At 65.0% G+C, this 23,679-nt stretch carries 24 protein-coding genes; 7 read left to right on the top strand and 17 right to left on the bottom strand.

Annotated features, from left to right (window positions below; all coding sequences use genetic code 11):
* From RTO53_RS07755 to RTO53_RS07730, 6 genes are all read left to right on the top strand, one after another.
* A partial coding sequence (locus RTO53_RS07755; RefSeq protein ID WP_312237235.1) for a WxcM-like domain-containing protein occupies positions 1–926 on the top strand: 926 nt, incomplete at its 5' end.
* Entirely contained in the window at positions 923–1,315 is a 393-nt protein-coding gene (locus RTO53_RS07750; protein ID WP_312237234.1) for a GtrA family protein, read from the top strand. The genes RTO53_RS07755 and RTO53_RS07750, both read left to right, overlap by 4 nt.
* A 43-nt stretch (positions 1,316–1,358) precedes the next feature.
* A complete protein-coding gene (locus tag RTO53_RS07745; RefSeq protein ID WP_312237238.1) occupies positions 1,359–2,237 on the top strand; it encodes an acyltransferase in 879 nt (292 codons plus the stop codon).
* Positions 2,185–2,499 carry a hypothetical protein gene (locus tag RTO53_RS07740; RefSeq protein WP_312237233.1) on the top strand — a complete coding sequence of 105 codons (315 nt, stop codon included), beginning with the start codon at positions 2,185–2,187 and terminating at the stop codon, positions 2,497–2,499. The genes RTO53_RS07745 and RTO53_RS07740 overlap by 53 nt, the downstream gene beginning before the upstream one ends.
* A gap of 198 nt (positions 2,500–2,697) precedes the next feature.
* A complete protein-coding gene (locus RTO53_RS07735) occupies positions 2,698–3,201 on the top strand; it encodes a hypothetical protein (RefSeq protein ID WP_312237232.1) in 504 nt (167 codons plus the stop codon).
* A complete protein-coding gene (locus tag RTO53_RS07730; RefSeq protein ID WP_312237231.1) occupies positions 3,192–3,491 on the top strand; it encodes a hypothetical protein in 300 nt (99 codons plus the stop codon). Before RTO53_RS07735 ends, RTO53_RS07730 begins: the two co-directional genes overlap by 10 nt.
* Positions 3,492–3,570: 79 nt before the next feature.
* Here the strand turns inward: RTO53_RS07730 and RTO53_RS07725 are convergent, their stop codons facing one another.
* The 15 genes from RTO53_RS07725 to RTO53_RS07655 form a co-directional block, all read right to left on the bottom strand.
* On the bottom strand, positions 3,571–5,181 hold the full coding sequence (locus tag RTO53_RS07725; protein ID WP_312237230.1) for a hypothetical protein: 1,611 nt from the start codon (positions 5,179–5,181) through the stop codon (positions 3,571–3,573).
* 7 nt (positions 5,182–5,188) lie between these two features.
* On the bottom strand, positions 5,189–6,235 hold the full coding sequence (locus RTO53_RS07720; RefSeq protein ID WP_312237229.1) for an acyltransferase: 1,047 nt from the start codon (positions 6,233–6,235) through the stop codon (positions 5,189–5,191).
* Positions 6,236–6,409: 174 nt separating this feature from the next.
* On the bottom strand, positions 6,410–7,216 hold the full coding sequence (locus RTO53_RS07715; RefSeq protein WP_312237228.1) for a methyltransferase domain-containing protein: 807 nt from the start codon (positions 7,214–7,216) through the stop codon (positions 6,410–6,412).
* A 158-nt stretch (positions 7,217–7,374) separates the two neighbouring features.
* Complete coding sequence (locus RTO53_RS07710) at positions 7,375–7,971, bottom strand: HAD-IIIA family hydrolase (protein WP_312237227.1); 597 nt, start codon at positions 7,969–7,971, stop codon at positions 7,375–7,377.
* The gene (locus tag RTO53_RS07705) at positions 7,968–8,660 is read right to left on the bottom strand and encodes a sugar phosphate nucleotidyltransferase (protein WP_312237226.1); all 693 of its coding nucleotides are present in this window, start codon (positions 8,658–8,660) and stop codon (positions 7,968–7,970) included. Before RTO53_RS07705 ends, RTO53_RS07710 begins: the two co-directional genes overlap by 4 nt.
* A 1-nt stretch (position 8,661) precedes the next feature.
* Positions 8,662–9,240 carry a D-sedoheptulose 7-phosphate isomerase gene (locus tag RTO53_RS07700; protein WP_312237225.1) on the bottom strand — a complete coding sequence of 193 codons (579 nt, stop codon included), beginning with the start codon at positions 9,238–9,240 and terminating at the stop codon, positions 8,662–8,664.
* Positions 9,237–10,265 carry a dehydrogenase gene (locus RTO53_RS07695; RefSeq protein WP_312237224.1) on the bottom strand — a complete coding sequence of 343 codons (1,029 nt, stop codon included), beginning with the start codon at positions 10,263–10,265 and terminating at the stop codon, positions 9,237–9,239. The genes RTO53_RS07700 and RTO53_RS07695 overlap by 4 nt, the downstream gene beginning before the upstream one ends.
* The gene (locus RTO53_RS07690; RefSeq protein WP_312237223.1) at positions 10,262–13,687 is read right to left on the bottom strand and encodes a glycosyltransferase; all 3,426 of its coding nucleotides are present in this window, start codon (positions 13,685–13,687) and stop codon (positions 10,262–10,264) included. The genes RTO53_RS07695 and RTO53_RS07690 overlap by 4 nt, the downstream gene beginning before the upstream one ends.
* Positions 13,684–15,045 carry an ABC transporter ATP-binding protein gene (locus tag RTO53_RS07685; protein ID WP_312237222.1) on the bottom strand — a complete coding sequence of 454 codons (1,362 nt, stop codon included), beginning with the start codon at positions 15,043–15,045 and terminating at the stop codon, positions 13,684–13,686. Before RTO53_RS07685 ends, RTO53_RS07690 begins: the two co-directional genes overlap by 4 nt.
* Positions 15,035–15,829 (bottom strand): ABC transporter permease, encoded by a 795-nt coding sequence (locus RTO53_RS07680; protein WP_312237221.1) that lies wholly within the window; start codon positions 15,827–15,829, stop codon positions 15,035–15,037. Before RTO53_RS07680 ends, RTO53_RS07685 begins: the two co-directional genes overlap by 11 nt.
* 1 nt (position 15,830) lies before the next feature.
* Positions 15,831–17,024, bottom strand: coding sequence for a cystathionine gamma-synthase (locus tag RTO53_RS07675; RefSeq protein ID WP_312237220.1), 1,194 nt, complete (start codon positions 17,022–17,024; stop codon positions 15,831–15,833).
* A gap of 132 nt (positions 17,025–17,156) precedes the next feature.
* Positions 17,157–18,527, bottom strand: a complete 1,371-nt coding sequence (locus RTO53_RS07670; RefSeq protein WP_312237219.1) for a pyridoxal-phosphate dependent enzyme — start codon at positions 18,525–18,527, stop codon at positions 17,157–17,159.
* Positions 18,528–18,751: 224 nt separating this feature from the next.
* The gene (locus RTO53_RS07665; protein WP_256775312.1) at positions 18,752–18,970 is read right to left on the bottom strand and encodes a YdcH family protein; all 219 of its coding nucleotides are present in this window, start codon (positions 18,968–18,970) and stop codon (positions 18,752–18,754) included.
* A 368-nt stretch (positions 18,971–19,338) separates the two neighbouring features.
* Entirely contained in the window at positions 19,339–20,235 is an 897-nt protein-coding gene (locus tag RTO53_RS07660; RefSeq protein ID WP_312237218.1) for a hypothetical protein, read from the bottom strand.
* 14 nt (positions 20,236–20,249) lie between these two features.
* Positions 20,250–20,594, bottom strand: coding sequence for a DUF4398 domain-containing protein (locus tag RTO53_RS07655; RefSeq protein ID WP_256775311.1), 345 nt, complete (start codon positions 20,592–20,594; stop codon positions 20,250–20,252).
* A gap of 154 nt (positions 20,595–20,748) precedes the next feature.
* Here RTO53_RS07655 and RTO53_RS07650 point away from each other — a divergent pair, with 154 nt between their 5' ends.
* Complete coding sequence (locus tag RTO53_RS07650) at positions 20,749–21,882, top strand: PilT/PilU family type 4a pilus ATPase (RefSeq protein WP_038690656.1); 1,134 nt, start codon at positions 20,749–20,751, stop codon at positions 21,880–21,882.
* A 107-nt stretch (positions 21,883–21,989) separates the two neighbouring features.
* Here the strand turns inward: RTO53_RS07650 and maiA are convergent, their stop codons facing one another.
* Positions 21,990–22,634 (bottom strand): maleylacetoacetate isomerase, encoded by a 645-nt coding sequence (gene maiA / locus RTO53_RS07645; protein WP_312237237.1) that lies wholly within the window; start codon positions 22,632–22,634, stop codon positions 21,990–21,992.
* 29 nt (positions 22,635–22,663) lie between these two features.
* Positions 22,664–23,653, bottom strand: a complete 990-nt coding sequence (locus RTO53_RS07640; RefSeq protein WP_312237217.1) for a fumarylacetoacetate hydrolase family protein — start codon at positions 23,651–23,653, stop codon at positions 22,664–22,666.
* Positions 23,654–23,679 lie beyond the last annotated feature (26 nt).

Here is a 23,679-nt window from a genome sequence, read left to right as displayed (position 1 = left end):
ATTGCCACCCCAATGCACTTTGCGAATCCGACCAGATCGGCGACGGCACCAGGATCTGGGCATTTGTCCACGTGCTGCCCGGTGCCGTGATCGGCGAAGACTGCAACCTCTGCGATGGCGTGTTCGTCGAAGGCGATGTCGTGGTCGGCAACCGGGTCACCGTGAAGTCGGGCGTCCAGCTGTGGAATGGCGCCCGTCTCGGCGATGACGTGTTCGTGGGTCCCAATGCCACGTTCACCAACGACCGTTTTCCGCGCTCCCGCCAGCACCTGGACAGTTTCCCGGAGACCGTGGTCGAAGCCGGCGCTTCGATCGGCGCCAATGCCACCCTGCTGCCGGGCGTGCGCATCGGCAGCGGTGCCATGGTTGGTGCCGGCGCGGTGATCACCCGCTCGGTCCCGCCCAACGCCATCGTGGTGGGCAATCCGGCGCGCATCGTCGGCTATGTCACCGATGGCAAGACCCAGACCCGCCCGACCGCAGTATCCAGCGATGAAGCGCCCCTCAGCAGCGTGTCCGGGGTGAAGCTGCACAAGCTGCCGCGCTACCAGGACCTGCGCGGCGCGCTGTCGGTGGGCGAGTTCTCCAAGGACCTGCCGTTCCAGCCCAAGCGCTACTTCCTCGTGTTCGACGTGCCCAGCCAGGAAACCCGCGGCGAGCATGCGCATCGCATCTGCCACCAGTTCCTGATCTGCGTCAAAGGCAGCGTGCGCGTGCTGGCCGACGATGGGACCCGCCGCGAAGAGTTCACCCTGGATTCGCCAAGCGTCGGCCTGCACCTGCCGCCGATGATCTGGGGCACCCAGTACCAGTATTCACCGGGCGCGGTGCTGCTGGTGTTCGCCTCGGAAGGCTACGATTCGAACGAGTACATCCGTCACTACGATGAGTTCATCGCCCTGACCACCGCCGCGGCCAAGGCGTGAACCTGCGCGCATCCCTGCCAACCATCGCCCGATTCCTGGCAGGTGGTGCGCTCAATACCGGCAGTACGTTCGTGCTGTACTGGCTGCTGTTGCTGGTGGTGGAATATCGGGTCGCCTATGCGATCAGTTTTGTCGCCGGCATCCTGCTCAGTTATGTGATCAATACCCGATTCGTATTCCGGGCCCGACACAGTATGCGCAAGGTGGTGTTGTTCCCCCTTGTGTACCTGGCCGGCTATCTGGCGGGCGCGCTCGTCCTGCAACTGTCGGTCGCGCATTTTGGGGTGGACGCGCGGGTGGCTCCGCTCATCTCGGTCTGCGCGACACTGCCGCTGACCTACATACTCAGCAAGCTTGTCCTTACCTGGGAACGCACCAGCAAGGGCTGATTGCCAGAAACACTTGAATCGCAACAAAGCACAGGGGATCCACGTGCTACTTCGCTTCAATAACCTTACCGCAGCCCGGTTCGTGGCTGCGCTGCTGGTCTTTTTCCATCATTCCTCGCCGCTCGAATACGAGGCGATGACCAACCCGTTATGGAAGAATTTCGCCAACAACGGTCATGTCGGCGTCTCGTTCTTCTTCATCCTGAGCGGCTTCGTGCTGGCCGCATCGAACCTCGACAAGCTGGGCAGGATGAGCTTCAGCGGCACGCTTTCGTTCTACTGGAAGCGCATCGCGCGCATCGTCCCGCTTTGGCTGGTGGTTTCTGCGCCCTTCATACTGAAGGCCATCCAGACCGACGATCCGAACCTGGTCCCGTTCCTGACCTTTACCCAGGCATGGAGCTCGGACGTATTCGTGTCATTCGGCCTGCTTGCCGTGGCATGGACGTTGTCGGTGGAAATGTTCTTCTACCTGACCTTCCCGTTCATTGCAGCCGCGTTGCGACCGTTCAAGGGGCGCGCACTGGGGCCGATCCTGACGCTGCTCGGGTTGATGATTCCTGCTGCGGGGGCGCTCTACTACTGGTTGAATCCGGACATGGCAGCGCTTTTCTTCCCCGACCCCAACAGCTCGCATCGATGGCTGTATCGCTTCCCAGTGGCGCGCCTGGGTGAATTCATTGCCGGCATCGGCATCTTCCTCACCATCGCCCGCTGCAACGCCGATGGGGCGCGTCAGCAGCACCATTGGACTGGTCGCATCCACAATTGCACTCCTGATGGTCATGGGCACGATGGAGAAGACCAACACCATGTGGATCATTCCCTACGCGGCGATCTTCACCTTCATGGTGCTGATGCTTGCGCAGATGGAAAAGCTCGACCTGCGCGTCACCTGGAAACTGCCCATCCTGCTCGGTGAAGCCTCTTTCGCGTTCTATCTGATCCATCAGTTCTATTTCAAGGCCGCACTACTTCCCCCTCTGACGCAGTTCTCGGGCCTGGCAGTTGCCCAGGTGGAAGTACTGATCGCTGCGATCGCCACCAGCGTCGGGCTTCATCTGTTGATCGAGGGGCCTGCGCGCGACGTACTGCTGCGCGTGCTGCATATCCGCTCGACCATGCCCAAGGTCGCCGTGACCGAGGCCGTCCCCGGCGAACCGCAGCCCAAGCTCGCGACCTGAACATGGACGGCGTCCTGTTTCTGCCGTGAATGGCGTTGAGGTCTGTTGTTCCTCTACGTGAATACGGTGCTTCCGCCGCCACTACCCCTGCGTCGATAGCGGTGGTGGTGGCGGTGGCTGCACATGAGGGAATGGGCCGAGCACGGCAATCGGATTTTGCACGTGCTCGTGACATCACCGATACATACACAAAGAAGAATGAAGAACTACTTCGGCATCCACCCCACCGCACTCATCGGCGAAAACGTCAGCCTCGGCCGGAACGTCACCGTCGGCGCACGCACGATCGTCTATGACAACGTCGTGATCGGCGATGACACCTTCATCGGTCCCGATTGCCTCATCGGTGAGCCGAACGTGGCCATCCACACCGAGCGTGACGCGTACGTCAATCCGGAGCTGTCGATCGGCAGCAACTCGCTGATCCGCTCCGGCACCATCGTGTACGCCGGCAGCACCTTCGGCGATCACTTCGAGACGGGCCACCGGGTGACGATTCGTGAGCAGGCCAACATCGGCCACCACGTTCGCATCGGCACCCTGTCGGACATCCAGGGCCACTGCGACATCGGAACTACGTGCGCCTGCACAGCAACGTGCACGTCGGCCACAAGAGCACCATCAAGGACTACGTGTGGATCTTCCCGTATGTGGTCCTCACCAACGATCCGCACCCGCCGTCGAGCACCCTGGTGGGTGTGACCATCGAGGAGTTCGCCGTGGTCGCCACGATGAGCGTGATACTGCCGGGCGTGACCATCGGCAAGGACGCGCTGGTCGGGGCATCCTCGCTGGTGCGTTTGGACGTGCCGGCCGAGGCCGTCATCGTGGGCAACCCCGGAAAGCAGGTGGCCAGCGTGCGCGACATCAAGTCGAAGTTTGACGGCACCCCGGTGTACCCGTGGCGCGAAACCTTTGATCGCGGCATGCCCTGGCAGGGCGTGGGCTACGACGAATGGATGAGCGCCAAGGCGGGCCAGCAGGGCGCCTGAACACCCCTGCCGCCGCTGACGCGGCAGGCGCTGCCGCGCGGTTCGACGCCGCCGTCCCCCTGGGCCGGCGGCGTTTTCATTACTGCGCCGGTGGCACCGTGGACGCGGCCTGGAGTTCGGCAAAGGCGCCCTCTTCCTTGATCGCCTGCAGGCACCCCAGTTCCGCCGGCACATCCGCCGGCTTGCCCTGCCGGCAGTAAAGCGCGTTGATCAATGCACCCGGTGACAACGCGTCCAGGCTGCGTGCATCGTCGATCCGGACCAGGCGGCTGTCCTTGTTGAAATACACCACCTTGTCGAAATCAACGCTACGCACCTGTCGTCCCTCGATCAGGCGGGTGGTATCGGTCGACATCGGGATCAATACCGCGTCGACCGCCGGAATCGCGACCTTCCACTCGAAATCGTAGGGGAAGTTGGCTTTGATGAACCCGTCGTTCTTGAACGGCGAGTAGGCGTTGATTCCCCCCACGAACAGCACGCGCTCGCCCGGCTGCACGCGGCTTTGCAGCGCGCGGATGCCAGCGTAGGCATTTGCGCTCATCTTCTGGTTGTAGCCGTACCAGAACCTCACATCCGGCTGGGACCGGATGATCGCCACCAGGCCGATGGCCATGCACACCCAGAGGAGCGCTACCGTTACTGGACGCTCAATACGCCCCCGGAGGCTGTCTACATGCACAAGCGCCAACGGCAACAGCAGCAGCGAAGTTCCGAACCAGCCATACATGGCGAGCTTGTTGCGCGGGATGGCTACCATCGGTGCCACCGCGAGGACGGATATCACGGCCACGCACAGTGGAACTTTCCAGCCGAACCGACGGCCCAGCAGGTAAAGACAGATGGCGACCAGTGGCGCCGCCCCGAGGGGCAGCATTGAATGCAGATAGAACCTCAACGACTCGACCATATCTCCCAGGCCGGTGGCGATCTTGTAGGTCGAGGCGCTTCCGGCCGATGTATCCAGGAAAGGACTGCCGAAATACTTGTCCTTCAGAAGAATGGCAACCACCACGGCGCACACAATGACCGCGTTCAGGAAAGCCTTCTTCCACCCTACGCGCGTGGCGAAAAAGAACGGCACCGAGGCCAGCAGGATGGAGTAGGTAGGCTTGGTCTCGATGCTTGCCCAGGCAAGGAAGAACGGCGTGACTGCGATCAGCAGGGATGAGGTGCCATTGACCGTGGCCATCGCGTAGCGTCGGAATGCGAGTACGCACAGGCACGCAACGATCCCGGACAGGCAGCCGCCGAAGTCCAGCGTCTGCAGCTCATAGAAGGACGGGAGGGTGTAAGCCAGAACAAAGTAGCTGAAGGCGAACCACGGCCCCGCAGCAACGTTGAACAGTTTCTCGGCGGTCCTGAGCAGCGTTGCAGGCAGCAGCACGGCAGGTACGAGGATCGCGGCGACGAACCAGGGGAAACTGTCGATGCCCCCGAGGAGCTTGAGCGCCAGAATCATCAGCGGACGTGGCGACGTCACATCGATGAAGATGTAGTCCGTCTTCGAGAACGCGAAGTATCGCCAGACGTCCGAGTGCGTAGGCGTCAGGGGCTCGAAGAAACCCGGCGTCACCAGGCGTGTCACCAGCAGATACGCCATGACCGCCAAGAGCGACAACCATGCGAACCTTGCGACTTCCGGGCGAAGATCGTGCAGCACGCCATTCCCGCCCGGCAGCGTACCCATCGCGGGACTATTTGAGTTTGAGCGCATGCTTTTCAACCAGATGCCATGAGGCGTAGCCCAACACAACGGCCATCGTAAGGGCCAGGGTCACGTGGACGAACAGACCCGCAGACGGGACCAGGAAGGCGACCAGCTGCTGGCACGGCCAGCCCCACAGGTAGATGCCGTACGACGGGTCACCGAAGCGCTCCAGCCAACCCACCACCGGGGTCATGTAGGCGAATACGAATACGAAGCCGCTCAGCGCCAGCGGGAATGTCAGCGAATAGGTGGGCAGGTGCTTGGTGAGCACGGCCAGCAGGACCAGGCCGATCAGCATGATGTAGCCGACGCGGATCGATTCGCGATGCAGGTAGATCAGCACGCCCAGGGCGAAGTAGAGGCCGAGGCGGAACCAGTCCTGGTGCAGGGGCAGGTAATACGGGTACAGGGCACCGATGGCAACCACGGCCAGCACCGCGATCGTTGCCACCCGTCGCGAGGCGAACACCCCGACCAGGCCCGCCACGCCCAGCAGGACATACATCCGGGTTTCCGCCGGAAGCGTCCACTGCGAGCCATTGATGGTGGATGTCTTGGCGTTGGTCTCGAACACTCCCGGCAGGTTCCACGCCATGTCCGAGGACAGCCGCATGTTCTTGAAGACGTAGTCCCATACTTCCTGTCGGTGCAGGTACTCACCGATCGGCAGGGTAGTCATGATGCCGCCGACCACCAGCGCCAGCAGGAGCACGTTGACCGCATACCCCGGCACCAGGCGGAGCGCCCGCAACTTGAAGAAGTTGAGCAGGTTGCGCTGGCGCATCAGGCTGCCGGTGACCAGGAAGCCGCTGACCAGGAAGAAGATGTTGACCGCGATGTCGCCACTGTAATGGCCAAGGCCAAGACGGACGAAGATGTCCTCGGCCCCCACGGCCGGTGCGATGGCGCGCGCATGCCCGTAAATGACCATCGATGCGGCGAGGATGCGCAGCAGGAGGAAGTTGTCGGCGCGCCGACGAAGCCCTTCGTCGATGGAAACACTGTCAAGCAGCCAGGAGAAACGACTGGTCATGGTGGCCTTATTCAAACGACGTGAGCTGGGTGCGCCGGAATCCGCCGTCTGCGGGCAAACTGTCATCCGCCTGGTACCCCGGGCAGATGGCAGACCACGTACATGCGGAATGGGTCCGGACCGGGCGCAATTGTACCTGCTTTGGCCAAACCGCCACCCGTGCCTGCTGTCCGCTCAACGATAGGCCCGTGCGCTTTCCCGGGCGAGAATGTGCATCACCGTGCCCATGCTGCCATCGGTGAGCAGATCGACATTGGCCTGGGGCGCGGTCCAGATGCGGTCCTGCAGTGGAACATCCTGCTTCGGATCGTCCGACGGATACTCGACCACGAATGCCCAGCTCTTGCCCGGGAGGGGAAGCACCTTGAATCCGTGCACGGCGAATACCTTCTGCGCAGCCGTGACCGACCAGCAGGTGATGTGGCCCCGCAGGAAGGGATCCAGATAGCCCGGATCTTCATGACGGACGTAGTCGGTAAGGCCGGTATTGAACAGGAACAGCGAACCCGGCGTGGCCGCCTTGCGCAGTGAGCCGGCCAACGACCTGGCCATGGCAGGGGTCAAGTGCTCGATCACTTCGACACAGACCCCGCATTCGAAGGTCATGCCCATGTCACCCAGATCGGCGCAGACGTAATTGGCATGGCTGGAGCGGAACGCGGGGTCCGGCGGGAATTTCTCCACGCCGTAGAACTGGCTGGAACTGGCCGGCAGATACCGCTCGACCGCATCGAGCAGAAAGCCGGGGCCGGTACCGATATCGATGAATTTCCGCACCGGCACCGAGCAGTACAGCAGTGCCTCGCCAAGGCGGGCCAGCGAGGAGCCGAACGAGCGGTCGCGTGCCGATTCGAGCTCGGATCGCCAGTAATCCTCGTCATATTCCCGCGGGGAATTCCCGGCGTCGATGGCAGCGATCAGGACAGGGTCGGCGAAAATGAAATCGCACGCACTGCATTCGAAATACTGCACGCCATCCACCACCCGGAAGGGCGTGGCCGGCAAGCTGCACAGAAGGCAGTCGCCCTCTTCCGATACCGACTCGAATCGCGCCACGGACCTCTCCCTTCCATGATGGTGGAAGCATCCTAGCAGCCCGGCCGCGTGACAAAGATGACTGCGCGGCCGAGTGCCGTGGCCTACAGGAACTGCTGCACGGACCTCAGATCCGCGACGGTCACCGTATTGTGCGGCGCGTCACCTTTACCCGTGTCGCCGGCCAACAGAAACAGGCGGCCCACGCCGGCGGCGTGCCCGGCACGCATATCGCTGATCTTGTCCCCCACCAGGACCGAATGGGGCAGATCGACCGGGTAGCGGCGTGCGGCCTCGATAAACATGCCCGGTGCCGGCTTGCGGCAGGTGCAATGGACGGTAAGCGGGCCCGCCCCGGCGTCGGGATGGTGCGGGCAGAACAGGGTCGCGGCAATGCGGATGCCACGTTGTGCGAACTGCGCATGCATCCACCGCGTATACGCCTCGAACGTGGGAATGTCGTAATAGCCCCGGGCGATACCGGCCTGGTTGGTGGCGATCACCACCCCGCAGCCGCGCTCCTGCGCCAGCGCGCAAAGCTCGAAGATGCCCGGCACCCACTCGGTCTGCTCAGGCGTATGCACGTAGCCATGATTGACGTTGATGACGCCATCGCGGTCGAGAAACAGCACCGGTCCGGCAGTCGCGTCCGCCATGCCCACCCCTTCGACCACGCCGGGGCCGGTAGAGGCATCGCTCATCGCGCTGCAAACTCGATCTGCGCGCGGCGGAAGTCGTCCGGCACCCCGATGTCGATGAACGCGGCGGTGTCCACCAGTGCGCCGACCTGGCCATTGGCGGCCGTCGGTTCCAGCACGTCCTTCTCGAACGAGAATGCCGCCCCGGTCGGCAACGCAGCGAGCGCGGCGCCACTGAGGAAGTAACTGCCGGCGTTGATCAGACCGGCACCGCCCGGGCGCTTCTCGTGGAAACGCAGCACCTTGCCCTGCGCGACATCGACCGTACCGTACCGCGAGACATCGTCCACCCGCGCAAGTGCAATCGCCATCGGCAGGCCGGCGGCGGCGGCTTCCAGCGCCGCCGGCGAATACTCCAGATAGGTATCGCCATTGCAGACATGCAGGCCGTTGCCGCTGGCCAGGCGTGCGGCCGCCGCAATGGCACCGCCGGTGCCCAACGGCGTCTCTTCGCGTGAGTACACCACGTCCATGGCGCCCCAGCGCGCACCGATGGTCTGTTCGACCACGTCACCGAGGTAGCCGGTGGCCAGGATCGCCCGGGTCATGCCGGCGGCCGCGTAGCGGTCCAGCAGGTAGGCCAGGAACGGGCGGCCCGCAACCGGTGCCAACGGCTTGGGAAGATCCGGCACTTCGCTGCGCAGGCGGGTGCCGAAGCCCCCCGCCAGGATCAGGATCTCGTTGACGGCCATGTCAGCGCGGGAACATTTCGCTTTCGATCAGCGCACACAGCAGGTGGCCGATGAATTCGTGGCCCTCCTGGATGCGCGGCGTCTCGTTGGACGGAATGCGGAAGCAGATGTCGCAGCGATCGCGCATGTCGCCGCCGCCCTCGCCGGTGAAGCCGATCACGCGTACGCCCTTGGCTTCGGACGCCTCCAGCGCGCGCATGATGTTCTTCGAGCGGCCCGAGGTGGAGATCGCCACGAACACATCGCCTTCCTGGCCCAGCGCTTCGATCTGACGCGCAAAGGTGTAGTCGTAGCCGTAATCGTTGCCGATCGCGGTGAGGATGGAGGTGTCGGTGGTCAACGCGATCGCGGGCAGGCCGGGGCGATCGTAGTAGAAGCGGCTGACCAGCTCACCGGCCCAGTGCTGCGCATCGGCGGCGCTGCCGCCGTTGCCGGCGAACAGGATCTTCTTGCCGGCCCTCAGCGCGGACACGCACAGCGCGACGGCATCGCCGATCTGCGCACGCAGCGCCTGGTCGTTGGCCATCGTCTGGAAGTTCGCCAGCGTCTTGTCGAACTCGGACTGCACAAACCGGTTCATCCCAGTTTCCATGAGCTTGCTCCCTGATCAGTAAAATGAGTATCGAAAACGGTGCCACCGGCACCGCTGAGCGCGCGCACCAGGCCCACGCGGTGGGCCGGATCGCACAGGAACATCATGAAGCCACCACCACCGGCGCCGGAGACCTTGGTCGCACGTGCGCCGTGGCGCATCGCCAGCGCCTCGATCTCATCGATCATCGGATTGGAGATGCTGCTGGCACTTTGTTTCTTGGCTTCCCAGCCGGACTGCATCACGCTGGCCAGCCGGGCGAAGTCGCCGCGCAGCAGCGCCTCCTTCATCTGGGTGGCCTCGATCTTCAGCCGATGCATGGCATCGAGCGAATCGCTGCGACCTTCGCGGATATTGCGCGACTGCTCGTCGATGATCTTGGCCGAGGCCCGCGACACGCCGGTGAAGTAAAGCACCAGTCCCGACTCGAGTTCGGACCAGATCCAGCTCTTGATCCGAAGCGGATTCACGATGACCCGGTCCTCGGCATAGAACTCCATGAAATTGAAGCCACCGAATGCCGCGGCGTACTGGTCCTGCTTGCCACCGGACAGGCCCAGGTCGTTGCGCTCGATCCGATAGGCCAGCTGGGCGATCTCATACTCACCCAGCGGCAGCGAGAAATACTCGGCGAACGCGGTGACCAGGGCCACCACCATGGTCGAGGAGGACCCCAGTCCGGACCCCGGAGGCGCATCGGAGTGTGCGCGGATCCGCAGCGGCGGACGGTCGCCGCCCAGGTAGTCTTCGCTGACGCGCAGGTACACGCCTTTCATCAGCTGCAGCGGGCCGGCCGTGGCGACCACGTCCTGCGGCGCCAGGCGCTCACTGACATCGGCATCCTGCGCGTGGAATTCCACCTCGCCGGTCGGCGACGGATCCAGCGTGGCGTAGGCGAACTTGTCGATGGTGACGTTCATGACGAAGCCACCGAACTGGTCGCAGAACGGCGAGACGTCGGTACCGCCCCCCGCCAGGCCCAGGCGCAGCGGCGCACGCGAGCGGACGATCATGCGGTTTTCTCCATATCAAATGCCTTTTCCAGTGCCTGGCCCAACGCGTCGCGCGAGAACCGGGCGCGAACGAAGCTGGCTGCAGCACGCGACCGTTCGATCCAGTGGCCGTCGTTCTCGAGCAGTTCGATCAGACCGGCGGCGATGCGCGCCGGATCATCGGCAACCGTGGCGACGGTGTCCAGACCATCAAGACCCTGTGCGCCGATGCCGGTGGTGACCAGCGGCAGGCCCTGCTGCATCGCCTCGACCACCTTGCCCTTCACCCCGGCGCCGAAGCGCAGCGGCACCACGGCCACGCGGGCCTCGGCATAGCGCCGCGCCAGTTCCTCGTCGGTGACGAAGCCAGTCACCTCCACATGGCTGGCCGCCAGTGCGCGGACCGCGCTGGTGGGGTTGGAGCCCACCAGGGACAGATTCACGCCCGGGTGCTTCTCCCACACCAGCGGCATGACCGCCTCGACCAGCCACTGCGCCGCGTCCACGTTGGGACCGTGCGCGAAACCGGCCACGAACAGGATGCCAGCGCGCTGCTCGGGACTGGCCGCATCGTTGAAGTGATCGAAGGCATACGGCAGGATCGCCTGCGCATCCACGCCGGGGGCCAGTGCACGCACGTCATCGGCCTCCTCCTGCGAGGGATAGAGCACGCGGTCCACGCTGCCCCAGATGCGGCGTTCGAGCTGTTCCATGCGACGGGCATCGGCCTCGGTGGCACTGCCCCGCTGGATTTCCATGTCCATGCGACGGAAGTGCAGGTCGTGGCCGTAGTACACCGCGCGGATCTGCGGGTGTCGCTGCAGTGCTTCGATGTAGTGCTCGGCGATGTGCGGCCGCGACAGCATCACGGTGCTGATATGCGGATTTTCCTGCAGGTAACGCCCGAAGCCGCCGACCCACTGCCCGCCGTACATCACTTCCACGCCGCGCGCCTGCAACGGCGGGGTGTAGTCCGGATCGTAGTAGAGGTTGTCGGCCCAGAACTTCACGATGCATCCGCGCGCCAGCAATGCGTCGATGAACGCGACCATGGTGCGCGAGCCTGCGTCGCGATCCGGCTGCGGCACGTAGTGGTCGACGATGAGCACCGTATCGCGCTCCCACGCGCGGTCGCGGGCGCGCACGACGTGCTGTCCATTGGGCTCATGCAACGCAAGCTGGGCCTGCCAGCGCTCGCGGAGTTTCTGCTGGTTGGCCACCTGATACGACTTGATGCCGCTGCCGGTATCGGTGCCGTGCGAGATGCCCTCGTAATGGACCACTTCCGAGCTGGGGCAGTAGTACAGTTCAAGCCCGGCCTGGCGGACGCGGAACGCCAGGTCGGAGTCCTCGCAGTAGGCCGGAACGAAGGCCGGGTCGAAGCCACCGAGCGTGCGCAGCAGTTCGCTGGGAATGAGCAGGCTGGCGCCGCTGCAGTAATCGACGCGGCGGAGGTAGTTGTATTGGCTGGCGGCCGGGCTGTCCAGGCGACCGTAATTCCACGCCGAGCCGTCCTGCCAGATGATGCCACCGGCTTCCTGCAGCCGCCCATCGGGATACACCAGCTTGGAGCCGACCATGCCGCAGTCGGGCATGCGCGCGAACACATCCAGCATGGCGTCCATCCAGCCCGGACGCACCTCGGTATCGTTGTTCAGGAAATAGGTATAGCGGCCACGCGCCAGCTCGAGCGCCTGGTTGCAGGACAGCAGGAAGCCGAGGTTCTTCGGATTGTGGTGGAAGCGCAGGCCCGGCACCGGCACCAGCTTCTCGATCTCCACATCGCCGGAGGCATCTTCCAGCACCAGCACTTCGTAGGTGGCCGCCGGCGGGTTGTCGGCGATCGAGCGCAGGCAGGCCAGCGTATGCGGCAGGTTGCCGTAGGTGGGGATGACGATGCTGACTTCCGGCGCGTCGTAGACCGGGAACGACAGCGTCTTGAGCACTTCGTCGGCGTCTTCGATCACCAGCGGCAGCGACAGGTCGCTGGGCGGCTGCACCGATTCCTTGTGATGCCGCAGCATCCAGTTGCGCACCGGACGCGCCAGCGGCGCCAGCAGCGGATGCCGCGCAAGCCCGGAGGCGCGCAGCGACGACATGAGTGCGGGCACATCGCCGCGGACCACGCGCGAGGCAAATCGCATCGGCCGGGTAATACGCCAGGACTTGGACCTCAACACCTGGTCCAGGGTCTGGTGCAGCGACTGCACCTGTTCTTCGTAACTGGCGATGATGCGCCGCACCTCGCCCTCGGCCACGACCTCCCTGCCCTCCACGGCGGGGTCGAACCCCGCCTGGCGGCGGAGCGCATCGGTATCGACGCGGTATCCGGTCAGCGCGTCGTGGGCATTGCCCAGCTGGCGCTGCAGTTCGGCAGCGTGCTCCTCACCGGCCTGTCGGTAGGACGCGTACTCCTGCTGCAGCGTCTGCAGTTCGTCCTTCGTCTGTTGCAGCTGGTCCTTCATCTGTTGCAGTTCTTCCCTGGTCTGTTGCAGCTTGGCGGCGGTGCCGGCGTCCCTGGCTTCGGCCAGCGCCTTGTCCAGTTCCAGCGCCCAGCGGGTGCGGTCCTCGAACTCGCCTTCCAGGCGGGTGTAGTCGGCCCTGGACTTGTCCAGATCCGATTCGAGTGAAAGCGCCCACTGGTGAATGCCCTCCTTCTCCGCATCCAGGCCCTGCGCCCAGCGCGCGACCTCGTGGTGGTGACCGTACAGGTCTTCGGATTCGGCGTAGAGAATCGAGGCCGGCAGTGCGGGGATCAAGCTTGCGTCGGCGGCGGCAAGCGCCACGAAGTACACCGCATCGGGGACCTCGGCCACGCGCTGCTCCACGCGCTCGCCGGTATCGGCCAGCGCCTGGTACACCGTCTGCTGCGACCCGCCCTGCAATGGCGTGATGGTCGAACACACCGCCATGCGGTGGCCGGATACTTCCACGGCGGGGAAATGACGCTGCAGCAGCGCCTTGAACTCGCCAAGGTAAAGTTCCTTGACGTGGAAATCGTTGTGGTAACCGGCCTTGTCCGAGTAGATCTCCTTGTTTGGCGAAGACATCACCAGGACCCCGCTCGGGCGCAGTACCCGGCGGATTTCGGCCATCATCTCTTCCTGCTCGAGCAGGTGCTCGATGGTCTCGAACGACACCACCACATCCACGCTGTCGTCATCGAGCGGAATGGCGGCAGCCGATCCCTGCAGGTAACGCAGGTTGCCCAGCGCGGCATAGCGCTCGGCGGCATGGGCCACCGCTTCGTGGGAGATATCCACGCCGCGTACCGAGCGGGCCGTGGACGCCAGCATCGCGCTGCCGTAGCCCTCGCCGCTGGCCACGTCCAGCACGTCCTTGTCTGCCACCAGCGGCAGGCACCATGCATATCGGTGCAGGTGTTCCTGCCTGATCACGCCCTGTTCGGTAGGAACAAAGCGCTCACCGGTAAACTCGATCATCGCGACTCCTTGGAAACTTCGATGGCCAGCATCGGCAGGCCGAGCAGCCCAAAGCGCATCGTTTCATCCATCGCGCGGAACTCCAGCGCGTCATGGATCCAATGCTGCTGGGTGTGGTCGTGCTGGTCGCCGGACGCCACCGCCGCATCGATCATGTAAGACCCCGACGGCATCACCGGCATCCGGAACAGGAACGAGCCCACCACCGTTTCGCCCGCTTCGCCGGATACCGGCTTGTCCTTGCAGGCGAAGTAACTGTTGTCGCCAAACAGCCGCTGGCCGAGGCGATCCTTCACGTAGAACCCGACGATCAGGTTGTCCAGCGCCTGCTCGAGGGCGACCTGCAGTTCCAGCCGGACCAGCTCGCCACCTTCGAACACCAGCACGCGGTTGCCGTCGGCATCGGTCAGGCGCACATCGACGATACGCGCGCCCTGGGCGCCGAATTCCTGGCCCACGTTGTCCGGATCGAATTCGAACAGGGACATGCGGTTCTGGACGCCGGCCTCGCGCAGCGCCTCCTGGCGGAAATCGGGCGCATCGCTGAGCAGCTTGCGCGGCTTCTTGTGCGCCACGACGATCTCTTCGGACCCCACCTCGCGCCGCCCGACCACATGCTGCTCGGTCATGTAGGCCTCGATCACCTCCTGCGAGGTGCCGACCAGGCGCATCTGGCCATTCTGCAGCCACACCGCGTTCTCGCACAGGTTGGTCACCGCTGCGGCGTCATGGCTGACGAACAGCAGCGTGCCGTTCTTCTGGAACTCGCGAAGGAAGCGCATGCACTTCTGCGAGAAGAACGCATCGCCCACGGCAAGCGCCTCATCGATGATGAGGATGTCCGCATCGACGTGGGCGATCACCGCAAAGGCCAGGCGCACGGACATGCCGCTGGAGTAACTGCGCACCGGCTGATCGATGAACTCACCGATGTCGGCGAAGGCCAGGATGCTGTCGATGCGCGCTTCGATCTGCGCACGCGTCAGGCCAAGAATGGTGGCATTGAGGTAGACGTTCTCGCGACCGGTGAACTCCGGGTTGAACCCGCTGCCCAGCTCCAGCAGCGCCGCCACCCGCCCCTTCACCGAGATGCTGCCTTCGGTGGGGTTCAAGGTGCCGGCGATCATCTGCAGCAGGGTGGATTTTCCCGAGCCGTTGCGACCGACGATACCCACCGTCTGGCCACGGCGGATGGAGAAACTCACCCCGCGCAGCGCCCAGAAATCCTTGTAGTACGACTTGCGCTTGCCGGCCAGTGCCTGCCACAGGCGGTGCGAAGGGCGTTCGTACATGTGGTACGCCTTGCCGACACCGTTGACCTCGATGACGGTTTCCGCGACAGCGACTTCAGAGGACATCGGCAAACCCCACGCGCAGCTTGGTGAACATACGGTGGCCGATCACCGCCACGACGCAGGCGATCAACGTATAGATGGCCAGCCCGGTCCAGTCCGGCAGGCGGCCCCAGATCACCACTTCACGCACCTGGTTGATGATGAAGGTGAGTGGATTGAGTTCGAAGACGATGCGATAGCTGGCCGGCACCGATTCGACCGGGATGATCGCCGAGGACAGGAACAGCATCGCCGCGGCGATGACCCCGGCGATCTGGCCGATGTCACGCAGGTACACGCCCAGGGCCGATGCCATCCAGCCGATACCGGCGGTGAGGATCACCAGCGGGATCAGCACGACGGGAAGCAGCACGGCGGTGGGGTGGATGCTGCCCTTGACGCACAGGTACAGCAGCAGCAGCACCACCATGTTCATGACCAGGTGGAACAGCGCCGACAGCGTCATGCTCCACACCAGGATGTCCAGCGGGAAGACCACGCGCTTGACGTAGCTGGTGTTGCTCACGATCAGCTGCGGGGCACGGGTGAAGCATTCGGCGAAGAAGCCGTGCACGGTCAGGCCGGCGAACAGGATCAGGGCGAAATCGGTCGTGGACCCCGACGAGCCCGGCCAACGGCCTTTCATGATGAAGCCGAAGGCCATGGTGTAGACCAGCAGCATCAGGAACGGGCTGATCAGCGACCACAGCAGGCCGAAGCTCGCACCGCGATAGCGGCCCAGCACTTCACGCTGGGTCAGCTCGAAGGTCAGCGAACGGTGCTTGCCGAAAACCGAGAGGATGCCCATCTCAGCGGGCCTCGCCGCCCAGCGCCTGTTCCAGATCCACCTGCAGATCGCCCAACTCCTCAACCCCCACGCTCAGGCGCACCAGTGCGTCGCTGATGCCCAGCTTTTCGCGGCGTTCCACCGGAATTGAAGCATGCGTCATCACCGCAGGATGGTTGACCAGGCTCTCCACGCCACCGAGCGATTCGGCCAGGGTGAACAGTTCGGTCTTCTCGCAGAAACGCTTGGCCGCGTCGAAGCCGCCCTTGAGCACGATCGAGACGATGCCGCCGTAGCCGTTCATCTGGCGCGTGGCCAGTTCGTGCTGCGGGTGCGAGGTCAGGCCGGGGTAGATCACCTTCTCCACCGCCGGGTGGGTCTCCAGCCATTGCGCCAGGGCCAGCGCGTTGGCGCAATGGGCCTTCATGCGCAGCGGCAGGGTCTTCAGGCCACGCAGGGCCAGGAAGCTGTCGAACGGCCCCTGCACGCCCCCGATGGAGTTCTGCAGGAAGGCCATCTGCTCGGCCAGCTCGGCGTTGTCGCCCACCACCACCATGCCACCGACCATGTCCGAGTGACCGTTGAGGTACTTGGTGGCCGAGTGCAGGACCAGGTCCGCGCCCAGCGCCAGCGGGCGCTGCAGCATCGGCGAGGCGAAGGTGTTGTCGACCACCACGATCAGGCCATGGCGCTTGGCGATGGCGGCCACCGCGGCGATGTCCACGATCTTCAGCATCGGGTTGGTCGGGGTTTCGATCCAGACCATCTTGGTCTGTGCGGTGATCGAGGCCTCGAAGGCGGCCAGGTCGGTCAGGTCGACGAAGCTGAACTGCAGGTTGGCGGTGCGCTTACGCACGCGCTCGAACAGGCGGAAGGTGCCGCCGTAGATGTCGTCCATCGCCACCACGTGGCTGCCGGCGTCCAGCAGCTCCATCACCGTGGAGCTGGCGGCCATGCCCGAGGCGAACGCGAAGCCGCGGCTGCCGCCTTCCAGGGAGGCCACGCAGCGCTCGTAGGCGAAGCGGGTGGGATTGTGGGTGCGCGAGTACTCGAAGCCCTGGTGCTCGCCGGGGCTGGACTGGGCATAGGTGGAGGTCGCGTAGATCGGCGGCATCACCGCGCCGGTGCTCGGATCGGGCGACTGTCCGCCGTGGATGGCCAGGGTAGCCAGGGCAAGCGCACGGTTGCCGTGCCCGGAGGAAGCGTGGTCGGACATGTTGTTTCCCAGCGATGGAGAGCCCCGGAAGGGGCTCCCGCAAAAGGAGCGGAAGTCTATCAGCGGCGGCTTAATTGGCCGTTGACGCGGATAAACGCTGATTCATGACAGCTGCGGCCGGTGCGGGGCGGTTTACTGGACCCGGCGGCGCAGGTAGTTCAGCAGATCGATGCGGGTGATCAGGCCCAGGAAGGCGGTGCCGTCCATGACGATGGCGACCTGGCCGCGGTCGAACACCGGCAGCAGGGCCTCGATCGGCGATTTCACGTCCAGCCGGTCCAGTTTGCTGACCATCGCCGTGGCCACCGGGTCGCGGAAGCGGGCTTCGTCGCCATACACGTGCAGCAGGACGTCGCTTTCATCGACGATGCCGACCAGCTGGTCGCCGTCCATCACCGGCAGCTGCGACACGTCATACAGCTTCATGCGCTGGTAGGCGGTGGTCAGCAGGTCCTTCGGCCCGATCACCACGGTGTCGCGCTGGCCATACGGGCGCAGGATCAGGTCGCGCAGGTCGCCCGACTGCGGGCGCTCCAGGAAGCCGTTGTCCAGCATCCAGTAGTCGTTGTACATCTTGGACAGGTACTTGTTGCCGGTGTCGCAGACCAGCACCAGCACCTTCTTCGGGGTGGTCTGCTCCTTGCAGTACTTCAACGCCGCCGCCAGCAGGGTGCCGGTGGAGGAGCCGCCGAGGATGCCTTCCTTGCCCAGCAGCTCGCGCGCGGTATGGAAGCTCTCGGCATCGCTGATCGCATAGGCCTTGGTGACCCGGCTGAAGTCGGCGATCGAGGGCAGGAAGTCCTCGCCGATGCCTTCCACCAGCCAGCTGCCGGACTTGTCGTTGAGCACGCCGTCGTTGATGTACTCGGCCAGGATCGAGCCGACCGGGTCGGCCAGCACCAGTTCGGTCTTGGGCGAGGCAGTGGCGAACGCGCGCGACAGGCCGGTCATGGTGCCCGAGCTGCCGCAACCGAAGACGATCGCGTCCAGGTCGCCGTCCATCTGCGCCAGGATTTCCGGACCGGTGCCGAACTCATGCGCGGCCGGGTTGTCCGGGTTGCCGAACTGGTTGATGAAGTACGCGCCCGGGGTTTCCTCGGCGACGCGCTTGGCCATGTCCTGGTAGTACTCCGGATGGCCCTTGGCCACGTCCGACCGGGTCAGGCGCACTTCGGCGCCCATCGCCTTGAGATTGAAGATCTTCTCGCGGCTCATCTTGTCGGGCACGACCAGGATCAGCTTGTAGCCCTTCTGCTGGGCGACCAGCGCCAGGCCCAGGCCGGTGTTGCCGGCGGTGCCCTCGACCAGGGTCGCGCCGGGCTTGAGTTCGCCGCGCTTTTCAGCGGCTTCGATCATCGACAGGCCGATGCGATCCTTGATCGATCCTCCGGGATTGGCGCTCTCGAGCTTCAGGTAAAGCTCGCAGACGCCTGTATCCAGGCGCTGGGCCTTGACGATCGGGGTCTGGCCAATGAGTTCAAGTACGGAGGAATGGATTGCCATCGGTTCACATCGATTCGCGCCGCAATGCGGCCGGACCGGTGATTATCCGACGGTTGGCGGAGAAAGTCAGGTTGCCGCGATCTACGGCTGTCGGCGGCCGGCAGAGGGCCTGCACTGCAAGGCCCTGCACAGAACGACGCGGACGGCGTCCCTCGACGAGGAGACGGACGCCGCCCGCGGCGGCTGGGAGTCGGTGCCCACCGTGGGTGGGCACCGCAAAGGGCTCAATGCATGGGGGAGTCGTACATCCGTTCCAGCTTCTGCTTGGCCAGCAGCTTCTCACGCTTCATCCGGCCCAGGGTCAGATCGTCTATCGGCAACACACCCAGCTGGGCATCCATGCACTTTTTGTTCAACTTCTGGTGCCGCTCGTACAGTGCCTTGAATTCCGGGTCACGCTTGCGGCGTGCATCGATCTCGCTCTGGGGCTGACCTTCGAACATGATGAACCTCCTATCGCTTCTTGCAGAAACAAGAACGCCCCGGCCTCACGGCACGGGGCGTTGCTTTTGGGTGGAGCGCCGGACACCAGCCGCGACCGAACCTGCACGCGCAACCGGGACTGCCCGGACTGCAGACTGCTGTGGTTCGTGCCCTCGGTTCATCGGCCCGGCCCTCCAATCGTCCGGGTCGCGGAAGGCCACCCGGACAACTGACCCTACGCCTGCTCCGGAGGGTCTTCAAGCGTTTCATCTGAAATTTTCGACGTGGCCCAGCAGAGGTTCAGGCTGAACACGCAGAACAACGAAAATTAAACAAAAACAACCAGTTGCACCGTGGCCAACGGTCGTGACCGCCCACTACGCCCTGCTCAGGGCGCGATGATCACCTCGGCCGAACGCGCCTTGGTCGCCGCCGCCTTCTTGCCGCTCACCTGCAGCCGGCTGGCACTGACGCCTGCGGCCACCAGCGCGTCGCGCAGGGCCTGGGCGCGCTGATCGCCCACTCCGGGGGCCGCGTCGTAGGCCTCGATCCGCACCCGGCCCTTCTTGCCGATGTTGAGGTACTCGGCCAGCGCCTTGGCCTGGCCCTTGGCCCCGCCCGAAAGCGCGCCCTTGCCGGCGGCGAAGGCGTCGCCGTTGAACGTGAAGACTTCGCCGCGGGTGTCGAACTTCGAGCCCGGCAGCTTGCTGCCCGAGACCAGCTCGGCCTCTTCGCGGGCCAGCTTTGCCGCGTTCTGCTGGGCTGCGCTCAGCCGCGCGGTCTGCTTGCCGGCCACGCTGGTCAGCGCGGTTTCGGCATCCTGGCGGGCCAGGGCTTCCTGTTCGGCGGCCACGCGCAGGCGCTCGCTCTCCTCGGCCTGGATCTGCGCCTGCACGCGCAGGCGTTCGGCCTCCTGGCGGGCACGCTGGGCGTCGCGGCGGCTGGCTTCGATCAGCAGCTCGCTGCGGGTGCGTTCGAGCTGGTCGACCTCGCGCTGGGCCAGCGCGGCGCGCACGCTGGTTTCAGCGATCTCGACCCGGCGCTCGGCCAGGTAACGGGCCTGGTCCACGTCGCGGCGCTTGGCCTTGGCCAGGTCGGCCACGGCCTGTTGGGCCTGCAACCGCTCGAAGGCGGCCAGCTGCGACGCATCCGGGTTGGCCTGGATGGCCATCAGGCGCTGGTTCAACTGGGCCACGGCGGGGTCTTCGGCGGCCTGGGCCAGCAGCGGCAGGGCCAGGCTGGCGGCCAGCAGCAGGGTGGAGGCACGCAGCGTGGGGGACTTCATTGGCGCGACCTTCATCAACGGTTCTCCCCGGTAGCCAACTGGCGTTGCAGCTGGGTCACCTCATTGCGGCGCAGCTGCAGCTGGGCGGTGGCCGTGGCTTCCTCGCTGCGGGCGCGGGCCAGGTCGGCATCGACCGTGGCGCGAACGGCCAGGGCCGGGGCGTTCTTGCGCTCGCGGCGGTCGCCGGCGGCACGCTGGGCCTGTTCCAGCCCTTGCCGGGCCACGGCGATCAGGTCCGGGGCGTACTGGTCGGCATCGGCCTGGGTGGCCTTGTCGACCGCCTGCCGGGCCTGCATCAGCTCCAGCGCGCCGTCCTGCGCCTGGGCGGCGCCTGCGAACGCGAGTGTGCACACCGTCACGCATATCAGCAGCGTCCGGTACGGGACACGTCGTATTTGTGCGAAGCTAGGATTCATTGGGGGTGCCGTCGCCAGAAGTAGGAGCGCGGCCATTGTCGGAAGCCTGCGGCGTGCTTGCAATGGCACGCGGCCGATTGTTGGGGAAACATTTCGCATGGATATCGGCTATTTCCTGAAGCTGATGACCGAAAAGAACGCTTCGGACATGTTCTTGACGACCGGAGCACCGGTATACATCAAGATCGAGGGCAAGTTGTACCCGCTGGGCAATACCGGCCTGCCGCCCGGAATGGTCAAGAAGATCGCCTACTCGCTGATGGACGAGGGCCAGGTGCCCGAGTTCGAGCGCGAGCTGGAGCTCAACATGGCCATCGCCCTGGCCGAGGCCGGGCGTTTCCGCGTCAACGTGTTCAAGCAGCGCGGTGAGGTGGGCATGGTGATCCGTGCCATCCGCAGCAAGATTCCCAGCATCGAAGAGCTCAACCTGCCGCAGGTGCTCAAGGACGTCATCATGACCCCGCGCGGGCTGGTGCTGGTGGTCGGCTCGACCGGTTCGGGCAAGTCGACCTCGCTGGCCTCGATGATCGACCACCGCAACAGCACCACGACCGGGCACATCCTCACCATCGAGGACCCGATCGAGTACCTGCACAAGCACAAGATGTCCATCGTCAACCAGCGCGAGGTCGGGCTGGATACGCATGCCTTCCACAACGCGCTGAAGAACGCGATGCGTGAAGCGCCGGACGTGATCCTGATCGGCGAGATCCTGGATGCCGAAACCATGGAGGCGGCCATCGCCTTCGCCGAGACCGGGCACCTGTGCCTGGCCACGCTGCACTCCAACAACGCCGACCAGACCATCGAGCGCATCCTCAACTTCTTCCCGGAAAGCGCCCATCGCAACGTGCTGATGAACCTGTCGCTGAACCTGCGCGCGGTGGTGTCCCAGCGCCTGGTGAAGGGCAAGGACGGGCGTCGCCTGCCGGCCACGGAGGTGTTGATCAACACCCCGATGATCCGCGACCTGCTGCGCCGCGGCCAGGTGCATGAGATCAAGGCCGCGATGGAAGCCTCGCTGGAAGAAGGCATGGAGAGCTTCGACCAGTGCCTGTTCCGGATGGCCAAGAACGGCATCATCGAGCAGGAGGAAGCGCTGCGCGCGGCCGACTCGCGCGATGGCCTGGCGTTGAAGTTCCGGCTGTCCGAAGGCGGCAGCGGCGAGCACGATCCATACGCGGATTTCTCGGCCAACAGCGCGCCGGCGGCGATCACGCACGGGTTCTGAGGATGGTGGGTAGGGCCACGCATGGCGTGGCTCTACCGGCGCGGGTTTCGATCGATGTTGCCGACGAGCCGGCCAACGGCCGGCACAAGCGCGCCCGTTGCCGCCGGTCAGGCGGCGTCGATCTGGTTTTCCGGGCGCGCCGCGTCGAACGCCGGCAACGCCAGGCACGCCGCGTCGATCCGGACCAGGGTCGGGTACGGCTCCAGGTCCAGGTTGAAGCGGCGCGCGTTGTACAGCTGCGGGACCAGGCAGCAGTCGGCCAGGCTCGGGCTGTCGCCATGGCAGAAACGGCCGGTATCGACCGATTCGACCAGCATGCGTTCCATCGCGTCGAACCCCACCCGCATCCAGTGCCGGGTCCAGTCATCGCGCTCGACCTGCGGCACGTTCCAGGTGTCGCTGAAGAACTGCATCACCCGCAGGTTGTTGAGCGGATGCACATCGCACGCCACCAGCTGTGCCAGCGCCCGCACCCGCGCGCGCCCGGCCGCATCGTCGGGCAGCAGCGCCGGCAGCGGGAACAGCTCGTCCAGGTATTCCAGGATCGCCATCGACTGGTGCAGCACCTGGCCGTCATGGCACAGCGTGGGTACCAGTTCCTGCGGGTTGAGCGCGGCGTAGGCCGCGCTGTGCTGCTGGCCGCCGTCGCGCACCAGGTGCACCGGGGTGAGCCGGTGCGGCAGCTGCTTGAGGTTCAACCCGATCCGCACGCGATAGGCTGCGCTGGACCGCCAGTAGCTGAACAGTTCGATGGCGCTCTCGTCGGTGGCGGCGGCAGCGTTCAGGGCTTGGCGGCCTGTTCGATGCGCTGCTCGATCGCCCCGAAGATGCTCTCGCCGGCCGCGTCGAGCATCTCGATCCGGACCACGTCGCCGAAGGACATGAACGGCGTGCTCGGCTTGCCGTCGCGCAGGGTTTCCACCGTGCGCTGTTCGGCGAAGCAGGACGCGCCCTTGCTGGTGTCCTCGTTGGCGATGGTGCCCGAGCCGACGATCGCACCGGCACCCAGCGGACGGGTCCTGGCCGCGTGCGCGACCAGCTGGGCGAAGTTGAACTGCATGTCCACGCCGGCTTCCGGCGCGCCGAACCAGGCGCCGTTGATATGGGTGAGCAGCGGCAGGTGAACCTTGCTGTCCTGCCACGCATCGCCCAGCTCGTCGGGGGTGACGAATACCGGCGACAGCGCCGAGCGCGGCTTGGACTGCAGGAACCCGAAGCCCTTGGCCAGCTCGCCGGGAATCAGGTTGCGCAGCGAGACGTCGTTGACCAGCCCGACCAGCTGGATGTGGCCGGCCGCCTGTTCCGGGGTCACCGCCATCGGCACGTCGTCGGTGATCACCACGATCTCTGCTTCCAGGTCGATCCCGTAGTCCTCGCTGACCACCTTGACCGCATCGCGCGGGCCGTAGAAGCCGGCGCTGGTGGCCTGGTACATCAGCGGGTCGGTGTAGAAGCTCTCCGGCACTTCGGCGCCCCGCGCACGGCGCACCCGCGCCACGTGCGGCAGGTAGGCACTGCCATCGACGAATTCATAGGCACGCGGCAGCGGCGCGGCCAGTGCCTGCAGGTCGATGTCGAACACGCCGTCGGCGCTGCCGTCGTTGAGCGACTCGTACAGTGCGTTGAGGCGCGGCGCCAGGTGCGACCAGTCTTCCAGCGCCTGCTGCAGCGTGGTGGCGATGCCGGTGGCGCGCACGCCATGGCGCAGGTCGCGCGAGACCACGATCAGGGTGCCGTCGCGGCCGCCTTCCTTCAAAGAACCAAGCTTCATGGGTGGGTATCCGGAATCGCGAAAAT

Origin of the sequence: Stenotrophomonas sp. (genome assembly GCF_031995405.1) — a bacterium.
Classification (GTDB): Bacteria; Pseudomonadota; Gammaproteobacteria; order Xanthomonadales; family Xanthomonadaceae; genus Stenotrophomonas.
This window is presented reverse-complemented; position numbering and strand designations above follow the sequence as displayed.

Coding starts and splice junctions, on each gene's coding strand:
- RTO53_RS07740 (WP_312237233.1), top strand. CDS start 2,185: ATGGAAAAGCTCGACCTGCGCGTCACCTGGAAACTGCCCATCCTGCTC.
- RTO53_RS07735 (WP_312237232.1), top strand. CDS start 2,698: ATGAAGAACTACTTCGGCATCCACCCCACCGCACTCATCGGCGAAAAC.
- RTO53_RS07725 (WP_312237230.1), bottom strand. CDS start 5,181: ATGGGTACGCTGCCGGGCGGGAATGGCGTGCTGCACGATCTTCGCCCG.
- RTO53_RS07720 (WP_312237229.1), bottom strand. CDS start 6,235: ATGACCAGTCGTTTCTCCTGGCTGCTTGACAGTGTTTCCATCGACGAA.
- RTO53_RS07710 (WP_312237227.1), bottom strand. CDS start 7,971: ATGAGCGATGCCTCTACCGGCCCCGGCGTGGTCGAAGGGGTGGGCATG.
- RTO53_RS07705 (WP_312237226.1), bottom strand. CDS start 8,660: ATGGCCGTCAACGAGATCCTGATCCTGGCGGGGGGCTTCGGCACCCGC.
- RTO53_RS07700 (WP_312237225.1), bottom strand. CDS start 9,240: ATGAACCGGTTTGTGCAGTCCGAGTTCGACAAGACGCTGGCGAACTTC.
- RTO53_RS07695 (WP_312237224.1), bottom strand. CDS start 10,265: ATGATCGTCCGCTCGCGTGCGCCGCTGCGCCTGGGCCTGGCGGGGGGC.
- RTO53_RS07690 (WP_312237223.1), bottom strand. CDS start 13,687: ATGATCGAGTTTACCGGTGAGCGCTTTGTTCCTACCGAACAGGGCGTG.
- RTO53_RS07685 (WP_312237222.1), bottom strand. CDS start 15,045: ATGTCCTCTGAAGTCGCTGTCGCGGAAACCGTCATCGAGGTCAACGGT.
- RTO53_RS07680 (WP_312237221.1), bottom strand. CDS start 15,829: ATGGGCATCCTCTCGGTTTTCGGCAAGCACCGTTCGCTGACCTTCGAG.
- RTO53_RS07675 (WP_312237220.1), bottom strand. CDS start 17,024: ATGTCCGACCACGCTTCCTCCGGGCACGGCAACCGTGCGCTTGCCCTG.
- RTO53_RS07670 (WP_312237219.1), bottom strand. CDS start 18,527: ATGGCAATCCATTCCTCCGTACTTGAACTCATTGGCCAGACCCCGATC.
- RTO53_RS07665 (WP_256775312.1), bottom strand. CDS start 18,970: ATGTTCGAAGGTCAGCCCCAGAGCGAGATCGATGCACGCCGCAAGCGT.
- RTO53_RS07660 (WP_312237218.1), bottom strand. CDS start 20,235: ATGAAGTCCCCCACGCTGCGTGCCTCCACCCTGCTGCTGGCCGCCAGC.
- RTO53_RS07650 (WP_038690656.1), top strand. CDS start 20,749: ATGGATATCGGCTATTTCCTGAAGCTGATGACCGAAAAGAACGCTTCG.
- RTO53_RS07640 (WP_312237217.1), bottom strand. CDS start 23,653: ATGAAGCTTGGTTCTTTGAAGGAAGGCGGCCGCGACGGCACCCTGATC.